We start from the raw sequence: 16,646 nt of genomic DNA on the forward strand, positions 1-16,646 counted from the left end.
TGGAGGTAAGCGGGATCGAACCGCTGACCTCTTGCATGCCATGCAAGCGCTCTCCCAGCTGAGCTATACCCCCGTTCTTCTAATCAACTCCTGCTCCGTTTTACGCATTTTCGAGCACTTTCGTGTTCGTCGATTCGTATCTCGTTGCCGGTTTTGTTTAGTGCCGTTGGCGAAGAAACGAGATTATGCACGAACTAATTTCGGCGTGCAAGTCGATCGAATGCAAAAAATGAAAAAGTTGCGCGGATGTCGTTTTCAAGGGGACATATGCGCGGGGAGCCTGGGCCGCGAGGGGGAGGCCGACGCGGGCGGGCGGCAGGGCAAGCGCCGCGTGCGTGAGTGCTATCGTGAGAGGAGTGTCGGCACGCGCGCGGTGTCCCGCGATGGCCTGGCCGGCAGGAGATTTTCCGCATGAGCACCAAGACTTCTTTTCCCACGCGTTCGTTGGGGCGCAGCGACATGTCCATCACGCGCATCGGGCTGGGCGCCTGGGCCATGGGCGGCAACGCCTGGGCCCTGGGCTGGGGCCCGCAGGATGACCACGACTCGATCGCCGCGATCCGCCTGGCGGTGGACCGCGGCATCAACTGGATCGACACCGCCGCCGTCTACGGGCTGGGGCATGCCGAGGAAGTGGTGGGGCGCGCGCTGGCGCAGATGAGCCCAGGCGACCGGCCCTATGTCTTCACCAAATGCGGCCTGACCTGGTCCGCCGACCAGCCGCGGGCGACGCCGCGGCGCAATGGCGCGCCGGCCAGCATCCGTCGCGAAATCGAGGGTTCGTTGCGGCGCCTGGGCGTGGAGCGCATCGACCTCTACCAGATGCATTGGCCGGCCGGCGACGGCACGCCGCTCGAAGCCTATTGGCAGGAACTGCTCGACCTGAAGCAAGAAGGCAAGGTGCGCGCGGTGGGGCTGTCGAACCATAACCTGGCGCAGTTGCAGGATGCCGAGGCGCTCGGCCATGTGGATTGCCTGCAGCCGCCGTTCTCGGCGATCCAGCGCGGCGCGGCCCTTGACCTGATTCCGTGGTGCGCGCAGAACGGCACCGGCGTCATCGTCTATAGCCCGATGCAGTCGGGCCTGCTCAGCGGCGGTTTTTCCGCCGAGCGCGCCCAGGCCCTGCCGGCTGATGACTGGCGCTCACGCAACGCTGAATTCCAGGCGCCCAACCTGGCGCGCAACCTGGCATTGGCCGAAGCGCTCAAGCCCATCGCCGAACGCCACGGCACCACCCAGGCGGCCGTGGCCATCGCCTGGACGCTGGCGTGGCCGGGCGTCACCGGCGCCATCGTCGGCATGCGCAACGCGGGTCAGGTCGACGGGGTGCTGGGCGCGGCGGAACTGGAACTGGACGACGACGACATGGCGCGGATCGCGGCGGCGATCGAACTTACCGGGGCGGGCGCCGGCCCGCTGCGCCCGGTCGATGACAGCGGCGCGCTGCCCGACCTGTTGCGCTGAGCACGGCCGGAAACGACCGGCCGGGCAACGGGGGCGCGGCAGGCACGACCGGGGACGGCCCGCGCGTGCCATGGCCCGGCCGCGCCTCAGGGACGGCGCGCGCGGCCGGCGCCGAAGGCGGCGATGAGGGTCAGGCCGATCAAGGCCAGCGCCGATTTGTCGCCGAAGCGGGCGTAGGGTGTCAGGCCGGTCATGCCCTGCACCGAGACCGGCAGCACCCCCGGCTGCAACGGCGCTAGCTGGGCCGCCACGTGGCCCTTGGCGTCGATGGCGGCGGTGATGCCGGTGTTGGTGGCGGTCAGCATGGGGCGCGCGGTTTCGATCGTGCGCAGGCGCCCGATCTGCAAGTGCTGGCGCAAGGCCCAGGTATCGCCGAACCAGCCCAGGTTGCTGACGTTGACCAGGATGGTGGCCCCCGGCTCGCCATTGGCGCCGGGTTGCAGCGCCGGCAGCAGGTCGGGGCCGAACAGGTCTTCGTAGCAGATGTTGAAGGCAATGTGCTGGCCGCCCACCGCGAACGGCGTCTGGCGCGCGGGACCGCGGTCGAAATCGCCCAGCGGGATGTTGAGCATGTCGACGAACCAGTGGAAGCCCGGCGGCACGTATTCGCCCCACGGCACCAGGTGGCGCTTGTCGTAGCGCATGGGGGTGCTGCCGCCGGTCAACTGCTCCAGCGGCGTCTGGCCGTCGAAACCCATGACGCTGTTGGTATAGCGCTCGCGCCCGTCGCGCACGTCGTGGATCGGCACGCCCATGGCGATCACGGCGTTCTGCCGCGCCGCCACCTGGCGCCAGACGTCCCACACGCGGGGATCGAGCTGGTTCTGGAAGATCGGCAGCACGGTTTCCGGCAGGATCAACATTTGCGGCGGCGGCACGCCCGGTGCCGGCGGCAGGGCCGCCAGTTCGAGGTGGCGGCGTAGGCTCTGGTCCAGCAGCGCCGGGTCGAATTTCTGCGATTGTTCGATGTTGCCCTGGACCAGCCGCACGTTCAGCGCCTCGCCGCTGGGGGCGGACCAGTCGATGCGCGACAGCGGCCAGCCGGCGGCGGCCAGCGCCAACGCCACGCCGGCGGCCAGCGCGCGGCGGCCGTCGCGCGGCTGCTTCTGGAGGCCCGCCGGGCGCCACAGGCTGGCGATGGTGGCGGCGGCGAAGGCCGACAGCAGCGCCATGCCGTGCACGCCCAGCAGCGGCGCCCAGCCGGCGATGGGACTGTCGACCTGCGCGTAGCCGATATTGAGCCACGGGAAGCCGGTCAGCAGCACCGCGCGGATCCATTCGAAGCCAGCCCACAGCGCGCCCCAGGCCAGCGTGCCGGCCAGTACCCGCCGCGGCGCCGAGTCCGCGTCCAGGGGGGCGTAGCGCCGCGCCAGCGCGCCGGCCGTGGCCGGGAACAGCGCCAGGAAGGCCGACAGCGCCAGCACCGCCGCCACGGCCAGCGGCGCGGCCAGGTCGCCGTAGCGGTGCAGGCTGATGAAGATCCAATACAGCCCCAGCGCGTAGGTGGCGAAGCTGAACAGCCAGCCGCGCAGCCAGGCCTGGCGCGCCGAGGGCGCGTACAGCGTGACGCGGGCGGCCACGGCCAGCGCCAGGATCTGGGTGATCGCCAGGGCCCAGTCCGGCAGCGGGCCGGGGGCGAAGGCGAGGGCGTGGATGGCGCCGGCCAGCGTCAGGCCGGCCGCGCCCAACAGCGCGGGACCGCGGGCGGCGCGGCTCATGCGTCGGCGTCGGCCGAGATGCCGCGGGACGGCGCCACGCGCTTGACGCGCAGCCAGATGGCGCGGCGCGCGTCGCCACGCGCCACCTCCAGTTTCAGTCCGTCGAATTCGGCGACGTCGCCGCGACGCGGGATGCGGCCCAACTGGCCGCCCATCCAACCGCCGACGCTGTCGTACTCGTCGTCGGGCAATCGGCAGCCGAACACGTCGTTGAAGTGCGAGATGTCGGTGGCGGCCAGCACGCGCCACTGGTTTTCGCCTTCGGGGAAGATCGAGTCTTCCTCGGTTTCATCGAATTCGTCTTCGATGTCGCCGACGATCTGTTCCAGCACGTCTTCCATGGTCACCAGCCCGGAGATGCCGCCGTGCTCGTCGATGACGATGGCCTGGTGGTTGCGGCTGGCGCGGAATTCGTGCAGCAGCACGTTCAGGCGCTTGGATTCGGGAATGAACACGGCCGGGCGCACCAGCGAGCGCACCTCGATATTGGGTTCGAGCATGCAGCGCAAGAGGTCCTTGGCCAGCAGGATGCCGATGATGTTGTCGCGGTCGCCTTCGTAGACGGGGAAGCGCGAATGGGCGGTCTCGATCACCGAGGCCACCAGGTAGGGGATGGGCTGCGTGACGTCGAGCAGATCCATGCGCGAGCGCGGCACCATGATGTCGCCGACGGTGCCTTCGGACACGGCCAGCGCGCCCTTGATCATCTTGTAGGACTCCGCGTCCAGCAGGTCGCGGTCGTGCGCGGCTTCCAGGATGGCCTTGATGCCTTCGCGGTCCTCGGGCTCGCGGCGCACGAGGGAAAGCAGGCGGTCTAGAAGGGATTTGGTGGCGGGTTTGGATGAGCGAGAGGGATTCGCTTCGGGGGCAGGATAAGGGTCAGACATCGTCCGGGAGGACAAGTTATGGAGGGGCCAGCATAACCGAATCTGGCGCGCAATTTGTAACGCGGCCCGTGAAAATGGGGCCAACCGACGCGATCTGCGCCTTGCAGGCCGCCATTTCGCGTCGATTGCTCAGGGTTGACCCCAGGGCGGTTTCAGGCCGCCTGATACGGGTCGGCGATGCCCATGCGCGCCAGCGTGGCGGTCTCCAGGCCCTCCATGCGGCGCGCGTCGCGGGCCTTGATGTGGTCGTAGCCAAGCGCGTGCAGCACGCCGTGCAGGGTCAGGTGGGCGGCGTGGTCGAGCAGCGCCTTGCGCTGTTCGCGCGCCTCGCGCACCAGTACCGGCACGCACATCACGATGTCGCCGCGCGCCACGCCCTGCGGGTCGACGCCGTACTCGAACGTCAGCACGTTGGTGGCGTAGTCGCGCTGGCGGAAATCGCGGTTCAGGCGGCGCCCTTCGGCCGCGCCCACCAGGCGCAGGCTGAGTTCGGCGGCGCTGAAGTCCACCAGCCCGTCCTCGGCCGCGGCGGCCAACGCCCGCTCGGCCCAGCGGCGCAGCCGCCAGCGCGGCAGGCGGGGTTCCTCGACCCCGTACTGGACGGAAAGGGACAGATCAGGCGTCATTTTCGGCGGCCCGGTCGTAGGCATCGACGATGCGCGCCACCAGCGGATGGCGCACCACGTCGCGGCTGGTGAAGCGGGTGGTGGCGATGCCCTGCACCTCGTGCAGCACTTTGACGGCGTGCGCCAGGCCGCTTTCCTGGCCGCGCGGCAGATCCACCTGCGAGGGGTCGCCGGTGATGACGGCCTTGCTGCCGAAGCCGATGCGCGTCAGGAACATCTTCATCTGTTCCGGCGTGGTGTTCTGCGCTTCGTCCAGGATGACGAAGGCGTGGTTCAGCGTGCGGCCGCGCATGTAGGCCAAGGGGGCGATCTCGATGGTCTGCTTCTCGAACAGGCGTTGCACCTTCTCGAAGCCCATCAGGTCGTACAGGGCGTCATACAGCGGGCGCAGGTACGGGTCGACCTTCTGCGCCAGGTCGCCGGGCAGAAAGCCGAGCCGCTCGCCGGCCTCGACCGCCGGGCGCGTCAGCACCAGGCGCTGCACCGTGTCGCGCTCCATCGCGTCGATGGCGCAAGCCACCGCCAGCCAGGTCTTGCCGGTGCCGGCCGGGCCCACGCCGAAAGTGATGTCATGCTTGAGGATGTTGTTCAGGTAGTCGCGCTGGCGCGGGGTGCGCGGCCGCAGGTCGCTGCGCTTGGTGCGCAGGGCGATGGCGTCGCTGTCGTCGTCCAGCGCCGGCAACGGCTCGGCCTCGCGGGCGGGCGCTTGCTGCAGCTTGTCTTCCTGGCGGCCGATGCCGATCTCGACCAGTCCCAGCTGGATGTCGTCGACCGACAGGGCGCGGTGCACGGCCTGTTCATGGAAGCGGCGCAGCACGCGTCCGGCCAGCTCCGCCCGTTCGCCTTCGATGGTGACGCGGCTGCCGCGGCGCGCGAGCTTCACGCCCATGCCGTCGGCCAGTTGGCGCAGGTTCTCGTCCAGCGGGCCGCACAGATTGGCCAGGTGGGTGTTGTCGCCGTCCAGGACGACGACGGCGGGCAGGGGGCGGCGGGCGCGGGGGCGGGAAGTGGTCATTCGGCCTCTTGGGAGTCGCGGTCGATGTCGGCCACCCGGGCGCGCAGCGAATTGGTGTGCGCGTCGGTGATGATGACGTCGACCATCTGTCCGATGAGCCGCGCGGGCGCGGCGAAGTTGACGATGCGGTTGTTCTCGGTGCGGCCCATCAGCTCGTTCGGGTCGCGCCGCGAGGGGCCTTCGACCAGCAGGCGCTGGCGGGTGCCGATCATGTTGCGGGCGATGGCGGCGGCCTGCTCGTTGATCAGCGCCTGCAGGCGCTGCAGGCGGCGCAGCTTGACGTCCTGCGGGGTGTCGTCGTGCAGGTCGGCGGCCGGCGTGCCGGGGCGGCGCGAGTAGACGAACGAGAACGAGGTGTCGAAGCCGACGTCCTCGATCAGCTTCATGGTCTTTTCGAAGTCTTCCTCGGTTTCGCCGGGAAAGCCGACGATGAAGTCGGACGACAGCGTCAGGTTGGGGCGGGCGGCGCGCAGGCGGCGCACCACCGACTTGAATTCCAGGGTGGTGTAGCCGCGCTTCATCGCCGCCAGCACGCGGTCGCTGCCGGCCTGCACCGGCAGGTGCAGGAACGACACCAGCTTGGGCAGGCGGGCGTAGGCGTCCACCATGCGCTGGGTCATTTCCTTGGGGTGCGAGGTGGTGTAGCGGATGCGCTCGATGCCGGGGATCTCGTGCACGTATTCCAGCAGCATGGCGAAATCGGCGATTTCGCCGCTGTCGCCCATGCGGCCGCGGTAGGCGTTGACGTTCTGGCCCAGCAGGGTGACTTCCTTGACGCCCTGGTCGGCCAGGTCGGCCACTTCGACCAGCACGTCGTCGAACGGCCGCGAGACTTCCTCGCCGCGCGTGTAGGGCACGACACAGAAGCTGCAGTACTTGCTACAGCCTTCCATGATCGAGACGAAGGCGGTGGCGCCGTCCACGCGCGGGGGCGGCATGTTGTCGAACTTCTCGATCTCCGGGAAGCTGATGTCGACCTGCGAGCGGCCCTCGGCGCGGCGGCGCTGGATCAGGTCCGGCAGGCGGTGCAGGGTTTGCGGGCCGAACACCACGTCCACGTAAGGCGCGCGCTTGACGATGGCCTCGCCTTCCTGGCTGGCGACACAGCCCCCCACGCCGATCACCAGGTTCGGGTTGGCCTTTTTCAGGTGCTGGACGCGGCCCAGGTCGGAGAAGACCTTTTCCTGGGCCTTTTCGCGTACCGAACAGGTGTTGAACAGGATGACGTCGGCCTCTTCCGGGTTGTCGGTCAGTTCCAGCCCCTGGTCGCCGCGCAGCACGTCGGCCATCTTGTCCGAGTCGTACTCGTTCATCTGGCAGCCAAAGGTGCGGATGTACAGCTTGCGGGGGGCGCCGGTGGCGGGGGCGGGGGGGACGGCGGCGGCGCCGTCTTGCGCGTGCGGCACGCGCTTCAGGGAGGTTTCTTGCATGTCGGTCGCCGTGACGGGTGTAGATCCCGGGGGCTGGGGAGAAAGGAAAAGCGGAATTTTACCCCTTGCAGCAAATTTCCTTCATCGATATGCAATGCAGAGTTACGATAGTTGGCCCTCGCCGATTCCTTTCCGAGAACAATTATCCCTACGCGACCGGTCCGATGACGACGAATCCCTCCCTTCCGCCGGCAGCCGCGCTGGCCCCCGGCCGCGCGCGCATCGCACCGGACGAATTCCGCAACCCGCTGTCGATCCGCGCCTGGCTGCTGGCTGGCGTCGCGGTGGCGGTGCTGGCGGCGGTCTGTGCGCGCTGGGTCGACCTGCCCTTGGCGATCTGGATCCGGCAGTCGGTCAGCGACGGCGTCAACACGTCGTTCGAATGGATCGGTGAATTGGGCGAAAGCGGCCGCTACATCGGCGTGGCGCTGGCGTTCTACATCATCGGTCTGGCGGGCCTGGCGCGCGGCTGGCGCAATCCGGTGCGCATGAGCTACGCCAGCATGGCGCGCGGCAGCCTGCTGATGCTGTCGACCATGGCGGTGGGCGGGCTGGTGGTGCTGGCGCTCAAGCGCTCGGTGGCGCGGGCGCGCCCCGAACTGTTCTTCGAGAAGGGCATCTACGGCTTGGGCGAATCGTTCTCGCGCGCCAACCAGTTCAATTCCTTCCCGTCCAGCCACACCTATGCCGCGTTCGCGGTGGCGGTGGTGCTGGGTATCCTGGCGCCGCGCTGGCGCTGGGCCTTCCTGGCATTGGCCGCGCTGGTCGCCGCCAGCCGCCTGGTCAACCTGGATCATTATCTGTCCGACGTGCTCACCGCCGCCGCCATCGCCATCGCGGTCGGCCATCTGCTGGCGCCGCGGGTGCTCTGTAGCAAGTATCAGTGGCCGCTGCGCGGGCCGTGGCGCTGGTGGCAAAAGGGCTGAGCGGGCTGCGCTTGCCGGTCAACGAGGCCGCCTTCATGGCGGCCTTTCGTTTGGCGGGCGTCCGCCACGCCGATGGCGGGCAAGCGAGGATCAGGCCGGCGCGAACGCCACCACCACGCGCCGGTTGCTGCGGCTTTTCTTTTCGATCTTGGTGATGATCACCGGGCCGATTTCGCGGGTGTTGGCCACGTGCGTGCCGCCGCAGGGCTGGCGGTCCACGCCGGGAATCTCGATGATGCGGATGCGCTCGGCGCCGGCCGGCGGCGCCGCGCCGATGGTGCGCACCAGGTCCGGCTGCGCCGCCAGTTCCTCGGGCGTGATGGCGTTGACGCTGACGTCGGTGGCGGCCGCGATCAGCGCGTTCAGGCGCTCGGTCAGGTCGGTCTTGTCCAGCGTTGACTCGGGCAGATCGAAGTCGATGCGCGCCGAATCGGGCGAGATGCTGCAGCCGGTGACGGGCGCGGGCACCAGCGCCCCGAGCAGATGCAGACAGGTATGCAGGCGCATCAGCCGGTGGCGGCGCGGCCAGTCGATGGCCACGGTGACGCGCGCGCCGACCTGGGGCGCGGCCGCGCCTTCGGCCAGCACGTGCACGATGCGGCGGCGGTCGTCGGCGTAGACCGTGTCGGCCAGCGCCAGCACGCGGCCGTCGGCCAGCGTCAGCGTGCCGCTGTCGCCGGCCTGGCCGCCGCTGCGGGCGTAGCAGACGGTCTGGTCCAGTTCGACGCCGTCGGCGCCGACGGCGATGACGGTGGCGTCGCACTGCCGTTCATAGGGCGCGTCGTCGAAGCGCTTGCGGGTCACGCTCATGGGGGAAGTCTCCGTGTCGTTGTCGGTGTCAGGCCAGGGTTCTGATGCCCTGCGGGGTGTCGATGGTGGCGCGCAGGCGCGGCGGGCCGTCCGCCTGCTCGACGCTGATGAGGTGGCCTGCCCCCAGCCACGCCAGTCCCTGGCGCAGCAGCGCCGCGCGCGGATGGCTGCCGGCCAGCGCCGCCAGGGTCAGCGGTTGGGGCGGCAGACTGACGCCGGGATAGGCGTCCACATCCCACTGGATCAGCGTCGGCAGCAGGCCGTCGCCGGCTGCTTGGCCGCCTTCGCGCCAGGCCGGCAGGCTGCCGTCGGCGGGCACGGTAAGGCGCCAGCGCAGGTCGCCGCGGGTCATGGGGATGGCGGGCGCGATGCGCTCAGGGTGGCGCGCCTGCCATGCGCTCAGGTCATCGGGGGCCGTGACGCGGGCCGCCCAGTGCGCCAGGAACGGCCCTTCGGCCAGGCGCGCCCGCATGGCCGGCTGGTCCAGCCCGAACCAGCGCGGCCGCTGCGGCGCCGGCGCGTCCGGATCGATGGCGATCACCTCCAGGTACACGCCGCCGGCCATGCCCAGCACGCGGTTGTGGGTGCCCATGCGCGGATGCGCGCCGCCGCCGGCCGGCGCGATGCCCAGCAGGTCGGCCACGTGGCGCGCGCCGCTGTCCAGGTCCGCGGCGGCGACGACGAGATGATCGAGAGCGAGTTTCATGAGGCCTATGGTAGCGAATAAGGGGACGGCCGTACCCGTACAGCGGGTGGGCGGGGCGTCTGTACAGTGGCCTTGCCACGCATAAAAAAACCCGCCACGCGGCGGGTTTTCCAAAAAAAGGGAAACGGTTCAGGCGACTTCGCCTTCCTCGCCTTCCTTCTTGACCGGCTTGACCAGGTCTTCGCGCTTGACGCCCATCCACATGGCCAGCGCGGCGGCGACGAACACCGACGAGTAGATGCCGAACCAGATGCCGATGGTCAGGGCCATGGCGAAGTAGTGCAGGGTGGGGCCGCCGAAGAACAGCATGGCCAGCACCATCATCTGGGTCGAGCCGTGGGTGATGATGGTGCGCGAGATGGTCTGGGTGATCGCGCTGTTGATGACTTCGTGCACGTCCGCCTTGCGGTACTTGCGGAAGTTCTCGCGGATCCGGTCCATGATGACCACGGATTCGTTCACGGAGTAGCCCAGCACCGCCAGCACGCCCGCCAGCACCGACAGCGAGAACTCCCACTGGAAGAAGGCGAAGAAGCCCAGGATGATGACCACGTCGTGCAGGTTGGCGATCACGCCGGCCACGGCGAACTTCCATTCGAAGCGAAAGCCCAGGTAGACCATGATGCCGATGACCACCACCAGCAGGGCCATCAGCCCGTTGTGCAGCAGTTCCTGGCCCACCTGCGGGCCGACGAACTCGACGCGGCGCAGTTCCACGCCCTGGTCGGCGGCCTTCAGGGCGGCCATGACGGTCTCGCTCTGGGTGGCCGACGTCTGGCCTTCCTGCAGGGGCAGCCGGATCATGACGTCGTGCGAGGTGCCGAAGTTCTGCACCTGGAAGTCGGTGTAGCCGAGCCTCGAGACCACGCCGCGCACGCTTTCGAGCTGCGCCGTCTGGGCGTAGTTGACTTCCATGACCGTGCCGCCGGTGAATTCGATCGACAGGTGAAAGCCGCGCGTGAGGATGAAGAAGACCGCCGCCACGAAGGTGACGAGGCTGATGATGTTCAGCACCAGCGCGTGGCGCATGAACGGGATGGTGCGGTGAATCCGGAAAAATTCCATGTTTTGCCCTGGCTAGTCGGCGGCGGGCGGCGTGGCCGCCCGCATCCATGTTCAGTTGGTCTTCGGCTTCCAGACTTCGCCGATGGAGATCGACGTGAGCTTCTTCTTGCGGCCGTACCAGAGGTTGGCCAGCGCGCGCACGCCCACGACCGACGAGAACATCGAGGTCAGGATGCCCAGGCAATGGACTACCGCGAAGCCGCGGATCGGGCCGGAACCGAATGCCAGCAGGGCCAGGCCGACAATCAGCGTGGTGAGGTTGGAGTCGAGAATCGTGCCCCAGGCGCGCTCGAAGCCTTGGTGGATGGCTTGTTGCGGCGTCGCCCCGTTGCGCAGTTCTTCCCGTATCCGCTCGTTGATCAGCACGTTCGAGTCGATCGCCATGCCCAGTGTCAGCGCGATGGCCGCGATGCCCGGCAGTGTCAGCGTGGCCTGCAGCATCGACAGCAGGGCCAGCAGCAGCAGCACGTTCAGGGTCAGGCCGACGGTCGAAAACACGCCGAACAGGTGGTAGTAGATGATGATGAAGACGGCGATCGCCAGGAAGCCGTACAGCGTCGAATGGAAGCCCTTCGAGATGTTGTCGGCGCCCAGGCTCGGGCCGATGGTGCGTTCCTCGATGATCGACATGGGCGCGGCCAGCGCGCCGGCGCGCAGCAGCAGCGCGGTGTCGGCGGCTTCCTCGGAGCTCATGCTGCCCGAAATCTGCACCTGGCCGCCGGCGATTTCGCTGCGGATGACCGGGGCCGTGACCACTTCGCCCTTGCCGTTTTCGAACAGCAGGATGGCCATGCGCTTGCCGATGTTGTCGCGGGTGACGTCGCGGAAGATGCGGGCGCCCTTGGAGTCCAGCGTCAGGTGGACGGCGGCCTGCTGGGTCTGCGAATCGCGGCCGGGTTGGGCGTCCTGCAGGTTTTCACCGGTCAGGACCACCTGGCGGCGCACCAGGATCGGGCGGCCGTCGCGGTCGGAATAGCGCTCCAGGCCGAACGGCACGGTGCCGCCCAGCAGCGCGGCCTGCGCGGCGGGCGAGTCGTCGACCATGCGGATTTCGAGGGTGGCGGTGCGGCCCAGTAGTTCCTTGGCCTTGGCCACGTCCTGCACGCCGGGCAGTTGCACCACGATGCGGTCCGAACCCTGTTGCTGGATGACCGGTTCGGCCACGCCCAGTTCGTTGATCCGGTTGTGCAGGGTATTGATGTTCTGCTTGAGGGCCGAGTCCTGCACGCGGGTGACCGCGGCCGGGTTCAGCGCGCCCAGCAGCAGCAGCTTGCCGTTTTCCTCGCTTTCGGTGAATTCCAGGTCGGGCAGGCGGCTGCGCAGCGTCGAAATGGCGCGGTCGCGGTCCTGCGCGCTGGCGAAGGTGGCGGCCACGCTCATGCCCGAGCGCTCGACGCCAGCCACGTTGACTTTCTGGTCGCGCAGCACCGAGCGCACGTCGGCGGCCAGCGAGTCGTAGCGGGCGGTCAGGGCGCCCTGCATGTCCACTTGCAGCAGGAAGTGCACGCCGCCGCGCAGATCCAGGCCCAGGTACATGGGCTTGGGCGCGAACCAGCCCATCGCGCGCATCCAGGTGGGCGAGGCCGGCAGCAGGTTCAGTGCCACGGTGTAGTGCGGGTCGCCCGGCACGGTATTGAGGGATTTGTCGATCAGGTCGCGCGCCTGCAATTGCAGGTCGGTCGAGGTGAAACGGGCGCGCACGGTGCCGAGCGTGCCGTTCTGTTCGTAGTAGACCCCTTCATTGGGGATCTTGGCGTCGGTCAGGATCTGCTCGACCCGGCTCAGCATGGCCGGATCCACCTTGATGGTGGCCTTGGCGCTGGAGACCTGGACGGCGGGGGACTCGCCGTAGAAATTGGGAAGCGTATACAGCAGGCCGATAAGGACCGCGATCAGGACCGTAATGTACTTCCAGAGGGGATAGCGGTTCATTGCCGGCTACGTCATGTAAGAGTGGAGAAAAGGCCGCCCGGGCGGCGGGGCGGCTGCCGTCGGACCCGGGGCCCGGCGGCGGCGCTCCCATGGGACGCTTACAGGGCCTTGATGGTTCCCTTGGGCAGAACGGTCGAGACCGACGACTTCTGCATGATGATCTCGACCGGCTTGTCGGCCAGTTCCGAGACTTCGACGGTAACGTAGCTGTCGTTCACCTTGGTGACCTTGCCCAGCATGCCGCCGGCGGTGACGACTTCGTCGCCCTTGGCCAGGGCGGCGATCAGGTTGCGGTGTTCCTTCTGGCGCTTCATCTGGGGACGGATCATCAGGAAATAGAGGATCACGAACATCAGGATGATGGGCAGCATGCCCATCAGCGCATTGCCTTCGGGGGCGGCGGCCTGGGCCACGACGAGGCTGGCGGTATCGATAGCGGACATGTAATTCTCCTGCGTTTGGTCTGTTTGGGTTTGTTTGTTTGTATCGTGCTGTCGCCGATCTTGTTCTGCGCCCATCCCCGCGCGAGCCATGGATAGGGCAAGCCGACTATTGTAGCGAGGTTTAAGGGCCCCCACGCCGCGCGCACGTCGTGCGCTGGCTGCCCCCCGAGGGGGCTGCCCCGCCTTGGGGCGGCCCGGCGGCGGGTGGCTGTTCTTGCGTAGCGTTCGGCCTGTGCGCAGTGATGGGGGCGGATTCTCAAATAAATAGCCCCCGGCGGTCTCGTGGTTTTCACTAGGTTGGCTGGCGCCGCGCCCCGCTACTCCACCCCGCGCGCCCGATCTGCCGCGAATTGCGCGCGCCAGGCGTCGAAGCGGCCCTCGGCGATGGCCTCGCGCATTTCCTTCATGATGGTCAGGTAGAAGTGCAGGTTGTGCAGCGTGTTCAGGCGCGCGCCGGTGATCTCGTTGGCGCGCTGCAGGTGGTGCAGGTAGGCGCGCGAGAAGTTGGCGCAGGTGTGGCAAGCGCAGCTCGGGTCCAGCGGACGGGTGTCGTCGCGGTACTTGGCGTTGCGGATCTTGACGTCGCCGTAGCGGGTGAACAGCCAGCCGTTGCGGGCGTTGCGGGTCGGCATGACGCAGTCGAACATGTCGACGCCGCGGCTCACGCCCTCGACCAGGTCTTCCGGCGTGCCCACGCCCATCAGGTAGCGCGGCGCCTGGGCCGGCAGCTTGGGGGTGACGTGCGCCAGGATGCGCATCATGTCTTCCTTGGGCTCGCCCACCGACAGGCCGCCGATGGCGTAGCCATGGAAGCCGATGTCCTGCAGGCCGGCCAGCGATTCGTCGCGCAGCGATTCGTACATGCCGCCCTGGACGATGCCGAACAGCGCGTTGGGGTTCTGCAGCCGGTCGAATTCCTCGCGCGAGCGGCGCGCCCAGCGCAGCGACATGCGCATCGAGCGGGCCGCTTCCTCGACGGTCGCGGGGCGGCCGTCGATCTCGTAGGGCGTGCATTCGTCGAACACCATGACGATGTCCGAGTTCAGCGAGCGCTGGATGCGCATCGATTCCTCGGGCGTCAGGAACAGCCGCGCGCCGTCGATGGGCGAGGCGAACTTGACGCCTTCCTCGGTGATCTTGCGCATGCCCTGCAGGCTGAACACCTGGAAGCCGCCCGAGTCGGTCAGGATGGGTTTGTCCCACTGCATGAAGCCATGCAGGCCGCCATGCTTTTCCATGATGTCCGTGCCCGGGCGCAGCCACAGGTGGAAGGTGTTGCCCAGCACGATCTGCGCGCCGATGTCCTTCAGTTCGTGCGGCATCATGGCCTTGACGCTGCCATAGGTGCCCACGGGCATGAAGATGGGCGTTTCCACCACGCCGTGGTTGAGCGTGATGCGGCCGCGGCGGGCGCCGCCGTCGGTGGCGAGCAGTTCGAAATTCAGTTCGGTCATGGGGCGGGGGCTTCGATGAACATGGCGTCGCCGTAGCTGAAGAAGCGGTAGCGCTGGGCCACGGCGTGGGCGTAGGCGCGGCGGATCGGCTCGACGCCGGCCAGCGCCGACACCAGCATCAGCAGGGTCGACTGGGGCAGGTGGAAGTTGGTGACCAGCGCGTCGATGACGCGGTATTGGTAGCCAGGGGTGATGAACAGGCGCGTGTCGCCTTGCGCGGCGGCCAGCGGCAGCCCGGGGGCGGTGCGGCCCTCGGTCTGGGCGGCGGCCGATTCCAGGGCGCGCACGCTGGTGGTGCCGACCGCGATGACGCGGCCGCCACGGGCGCGCGCGGCGGCGATGGCGTCCACCGCGGCCTGCGGCACGGTGAACCATTCGGCGTGCATGATGTGGTCGGCCAGCTTGTCCACGCGCACCGGCTGGAAGGTGCCGGCGCCCACGTGCAGGGTGACGAAGGCGCGTTCCACGCCCTTGGCCGCGAGGCGGTCCAGGGTGGGCTGGTCGAAATGCAGGCCGGCGGTCGGGGCCGCCACGGCGCCCGGTTCGCGCGCGTAGACGGTCTGGTAGCGGTCGTCGTCGCCGGCATCGGCGGCGTGGGTGATGTAGGGCGGCAGCGGCGTGGCGCCGTGGGCATCCAGCAATTCCAGCACCGGGCCGGGGAAGCGGATGTCGAACAGCTCGCCCTCGCGGCCCAGCACCGTGGCGTCGAAGGCCTCGGCCAGCCGCAGCACCATGCCGGCGCCGGGCGACTTGCTGGCGCGCACGTGCGCCAGGGCGCGGTCGGTGTCGGTGATGCGCTCGACCAGCACCTCGACCTTGCCGCCGGTGATCTTGTGGCCGGCCAGGCGCGCCTTGATGACGCGGGTGTCGTTGAACACCAGCAGGTCGCCGGGGCGCAGCAGGCCTTCCAGGTCGGCGAACTGGCGGTCATGCAGGTGGCTGGCGGCGTCCAGATGCAGCAGGCGGCTGCCCGTGCGCTGGGCGGCGGGCGTCTGCGCGATGAGCTCGGGAGGCAGCTCGTAGTCGAAATCGGAAACGGTAAGGGCTTGCACGGGTATCGGAGTCAGGGGCGGGCGCGGCGTGGGCCGCCGCCGGGCCGCCGGCCAGGCGGGCGGCAAAAAAGCGAGCCGGACCTGTCGGGGCGGCTCTGGGCAACTGGCTATTGTAAAGGGGCTGGCGAAAAGGCCGGCCGCGGCGGCGCGGCCGCCGGTTCGGCGGGGGGCGAAGGGCGCTGCGGCATGGCGCATCCGCGCCGGGGCGCCGGCAGGCAGGCTTTTGTGGGGCGCCGTCTGCGGACGGGGCGGTTGCCCTTCAACGCGCGCCGCGCCAGCCGAGCCGGCGCGAGCAGTCGGCGGCCGCGGCCGTCAGCGCGCGCAGCGGCGCGCCCTCGGGCGCCAGGTCGAAGCCGCCATGCAGCCCCAGGCCGGTGATGGCGCCGGCCAACTGCCCCTGGGCATCGAACACCGGCAACGCGGCCGAGTCGATGCCATGCAGCAGGTGGCCGCTGACGCAGGCGTAGCCGCGGTCGCGCGTTGCCTGCCAGCGGGCCCGCAGGGCGGCGGCGGGATCGGCCGGATCGAGCGGCACGCCTGGCGCGGCGGGATCCGCCAGCAGTTGGACGGGGTCGGCGCCCTGGCGCCGCGCCGTGTCCCATTCGGCCAGGGCGCGCGGCAGCGCCAGCGCTTGCGACAGCCAGGCGGCGAAGACGCGTCCGGTGGCGCTGTTGAGCAGCGGCAGCACCGAGCCGACGCGCACGTTGACGGTGACCGGCAGCCGCGCGTCGCGCCATTGGACGATGGTGGGGCCGTGCTGGCCCCAGACCGAGATGAAGACAGTCTGGCCGATGGCCGCGCTCAGGTCTTCCAGGCAGCCGGCCGCGACTTTGACGAAATCCACCTCGGCCAGCGCCGCCAGCCCGGTATGCAGCGCCTGCGGCCCGAGCCGGTAGCGGGCGCTGGCGGGGTCCTGCTCGACGTAGCCGCGCCGCTCCAGCGATACCAGGTAACGGTGCGCCTTGGCACGCGGCATGTCCAGGCTGCGGCCCAGTTCCGACACCGACACGGCGCCGCCCAGTTCGGCCAGCCGGGTCAGGACGTCCAGGGCGATTTCGGCGGACTGAATCCCGGTGCTGCTTTCTGTTGACATCAATTCGTCTCTTATTAGAATACGT

At 68.9% G+C, this 16,646-nt stretch carries 15 protein-coding genes and 1 tRNA gene; 2 read left to right on the forward strand and 14 right to left on the reverse strand.

What is annotated here, in order from left to right:
* Nucleotides 1–73 (reverse strand) — tRNA-Ala (locus ACN6O8_RS22630).
* A gap of 338 nt (nt 74–411) precedes the next feature.
* On the opposite strand from ACN6O8_RS22630, the gene ACN6O8_RS22635 reads away from it, so the two are divergent.
* Nucleotides 412–1,464 carry an aldo/keto reductase gene (locus tag ACN6O8_RS22635; RefSeq protein ID WP_427993233.1) on the forward strand — a complete coding sequence of 351 codons (1,053 nt, stop codon included), beginning with the start codon at nt 412–414 and terminating at the stop codon, nt 1,462–1,464.
* Between the two features lie 86 nt (nt 1,465–1,550).
* On the opposite strand, the gene lnt is transcribed toward ACN6O8_RS22635, so the two are convergent.
* The 5 genes from lnt to miaB form a co-directional block, all read right to left on the reverse strand.
* Nucleotides 1,551–3,182, reverse strand: a complete 1,632-nt coding sequence (gene lnt / locus ACN6O8_RS22640; protein ID WP_427993234.1) for an apolipoprotein N-acyltransferase — start codon at nt 3,180–3,182, stop codon at nt 1,551–1,553.
* On the reverse strand, nt 3,179–4,069 hold the full coding sequence (locus tag ACN6O8_RS22645; protein ID WP_427993235.1) for an HlyC/CorC family transporter: 891 nt from the start codon (nt 4,067–4,069) through the stop codon (nt 3,179–3,181). The genes lnt and ACN6O8_RS22645 overlap by 4 nt, the downstream gene beginning before the upstream one ends.
* Nucleotides 4,070–4,221: 152 nt before the next feature.
* Nucleotides 4,222–4,695, reverse strand: a complete 474-nt coding sequence (gene ybeY, locus ACN6O8_RS22650; RefSeq protein ID WP_427993236.1) for an rRNA maturation RNase YbeY — start codon at nt 4,693–4,695, stop codon at nt 4,222–4,224.
* Nucleotides 4,685–5,710, reverse strand: a complete 1,026-nt coding sequence (locus ACN6O8_RS22655; RefSeq protein ID WP_427993237.1) for a PhoH family protein — start codon at nt 5,708–5,710, stop codon at nt 4,685–4,687. The genes ybeY and ACN6O8_RS22655 overlap by 11 nt, the downstream gene beginning before the upstream one ends.
* Nucleotides 5,707–7,140, reverse strand: a complete 1,434-nt coding sequence (gene miaB, locus ACN6O8_RS22660; protein ID WP_427993238.1) for a tRNA (N6-isopentenyl adenosine(37)-C2)-methylthiotransferase MiaB — start codon at nt 7,138–7,140, stop codon at nt 5,707–5,709. Before miaB ends, ACN6O8_RS22655 begins: the two co-directional genes overlap by 4 nt.
* 164 nt (nt 7,141–7,304) lie before the next feature.
* Between miaB and ACN6O8_RS22665 the strand changes: the two genes are divergently transcribed.
* A complete protein-coding gene (locus ACN6O8_RS22665; protein ID WP_427993239.1) occupies nt 7,305–8,066 on the forward strand; it encodes a phosphatase PAP2 family protein in 762 nt (253 codons plus the stop codon).
* Between the two features lie 90 nt (nt 8,067–8,156).
* Here the strand turns inward: ACN6O8_RS22665 and ACN6O8_RS22670 are convergent, their stop codons facing one another.
* The 8 genes from ACN6O8_RS22670 to ACN6O8_RS22705 all read right to left on the reverse strand — a co-directional run bounded on the left by ACN6O8_RS22670 (nt 8,157) and on the right by ACN6O8_RS22705 (nt 16,621).
* Nucleotides 8,157–8,876, reverse strand: coding sequence for an alanyl-tRNA editing protein (locus tag ACN6O8_RS22670; RefSeq protein WP_427993240.1), 720 nt, complete (start codon nt 8,874–8,876; stop codon nt 8,157–8,159).
* A gap of 28 nt (nt 8,877–8,904) precedes the next feature.
* Nucleotides 8,905–9,582: a VOC family protein gene (locus ACN6O8_RS22675; protein ID WP_427993241.1), complete on the reverse strand. Its 678-nt coding sequence runs from the start codon at nt 9,580–9,582 to the stop codon at nt 8,905–8,907.
* A 129-nt stretch (nt 9,583–9,711) separates the two neighbouring features.
* A complete protein-coding gene (gene secF, locus ACN6O8_RS22680; RefSeq protein WP_427993242.1) occupies nt 9,712–10,647 on the reverse strand; it encodes a protein translocase subunit SecF in 936 nt (311 codons plus the stop codon).
* 51 nt (nt 10,648–10,698) lie between these two features.
* Complete coding sequence (gene secD, locus ACN6O8_RS22685) at nt 10,699–12,579, reverse strand: protein translocase subunit SecD (RefSeq protein WP_427993243.1); 1,881 nt, start codon at nt 12,577–12,579, stop codon at nt 10,699–10,701.
* A 98-nt stretch (nt 12,580–12,677) separates the two neighbouring features.
* Nucleotides 12,678–13,022 (reverse strand): preprotein translocase subunit YajC, encoded by a 345-nt coding sequence (yajC, locus tag ACN6O8_RS22690; protein WP_006386647.1) that lies wholly within the window; start codon nt 13,020–13,022, stop codon nt 12,678–12,680.
* A 317-nt stretch (nt 13,023–13,339) separates the two neighbouring features.
* Complete coding sequence (tgt, locus tag ACN6O8_RS22695; RefSeq protein WP_427993244.1) at nt 13,340–14,476, reverse strand: tRNA guanosine(34) transglycosylase Tgt; 1,137 nt, start codon at nt 14,474–14,476, stop codon at nt 13,340–13,342.
* Nucleotides 14,473–15,534, reverse strand: coding sequence for a tRNA preQ1(34) S-adenosylmethionine ribosyltransferase-isomerase QueA (gene queA, locus ACN6O8_RS22700; RefSeq protein ID WP_427993393.1), 1,062 nt, complete (start codon nt 15,532–15,534; stop codon nt 14,473–14,475). Before queA ends, tgt begins: the two co-directional genes overlap by 4 nt.
* A gap of 253 nt (nt 15,535–15,787) precedes the next feature.
* A complete protein-coding gene (locus tag ACN6O8_RS22705; protein ID WP_427993245.1) occupies nt 15,788–16,621 on the reverse strand; it encodes an IclR family transcriptional regulator in 834 nt (277 codons plus the stop codon).
* Nucleotides 16,622–16,646: the final 25 nt, after the last annotated feature.

It is taken from the genome of Achromobacter sp. (assembly GCF_050285565.1).
Taxonomy (GTDB): domain Bacteria; phylum Pseudomonadota; class Gammaproteobacteria; order Burkholderiales; family Burkholderiaceae_B; genus Achromobacter.

Bases quoted from the DNA above. Each gene is read 5' to 3' on its own strand.
- ACN6O8_RS22645 (WP_427993235.1), bottom strand. From the start codon at position 4,069: ATGTCTGACCCTTATCCTGCCCCCGAAGCGAATCCCTCTCGCTCATCC.
- ACN6O8_RS22635 (WP_427993233.1), top strand. From the start codon at position 412: ATGAGCACCAAGACTTCTTTTCCCACGCGTTCGTTGGGGCGCAGCGAC.
- ACN6O8_RS22670 (WP_427993240.1), bottom strand. From the start codon at position 8,876: ATGAGCGTGACCCGCAAGCGCTTCGACGACGCGCCCTATGAACGGCAG.
- ybeY (WP_427993236.1), bottom strand. From the start codon at position 4,695: ATGACGCCTGATCTGTCCCTTTCCGTCCAGTACGGGGTCGAGGAACCC.
- ACN6O8_RS22665 (WP_427993239.1), top strand. From the start codon at position 7,305: ATGACGACGAATCCCTCCCTTCCGCCGGCAGCCGCGCTGGCCCCCGGC.
- tgt (WP_427993244.1), bottom strand. From the start codon at position 14,476: ATGACCGAACTGAATTTCGAACTGCTCGCCACCGACGGCGGCGCCCGC.
- miaB (WP_427993238.1), bottom strand. From the start codon at position 7,140: ATGCAAGAAACCTCCCTGAAGCGCGTGCCGCACGCGCAAGACGGCGCC.
- ACN6O8_RS22675 (WP_427993241.1), bottom strand. From the start codon at position 9,582: ATGAAACTCGCTCTCGATCATCTCGTCGTCGCCGCCGCGGACCTGGAC.
- lnt (WP_427993234.1), bottom strand. From the start codon at position 3,182: ATGAGCCGCGCCGCCCGCGGTCCCGCGCTGTTGGGCGCGGCCGGCCTG.
- ACN6O8_RS22705 (WP_427993245.1), bottom strand. From the start codon at position 16,621: ATGTCAACAGAAAGCAGCACCGGGATTCAGTCCGCCGAAATCGCCCTG.
- secD (WP_427993243.1), bottom strand. From the start codon at position 12,579: ATGAACCGCTATCCCCTCTGGAAGTACATTACGGTCCTGATCGCGGTC.
- yajC (WP_006386647.1), bottom strand. From the start codon at position 13,022: ATGTCCGCTATCGATACCGCCAGCCTCGTCGTGGCCCAGGCCGCCGCC.
- secF (WP_427993242.1), bottom strand. From the start codon at position 10,647: ATGGAATTTTTCCGGATTCACCGCACCATCCCGTTCATGCGCCACGCG.
- ACN6O8_RS22655 (WP_427993237.1), bottom strand. From the start codon at position 5,710: ATGACCACTTCCCGCCCCCGCGCCCGCCGCCCCCTGCCCGCCGTCGTC.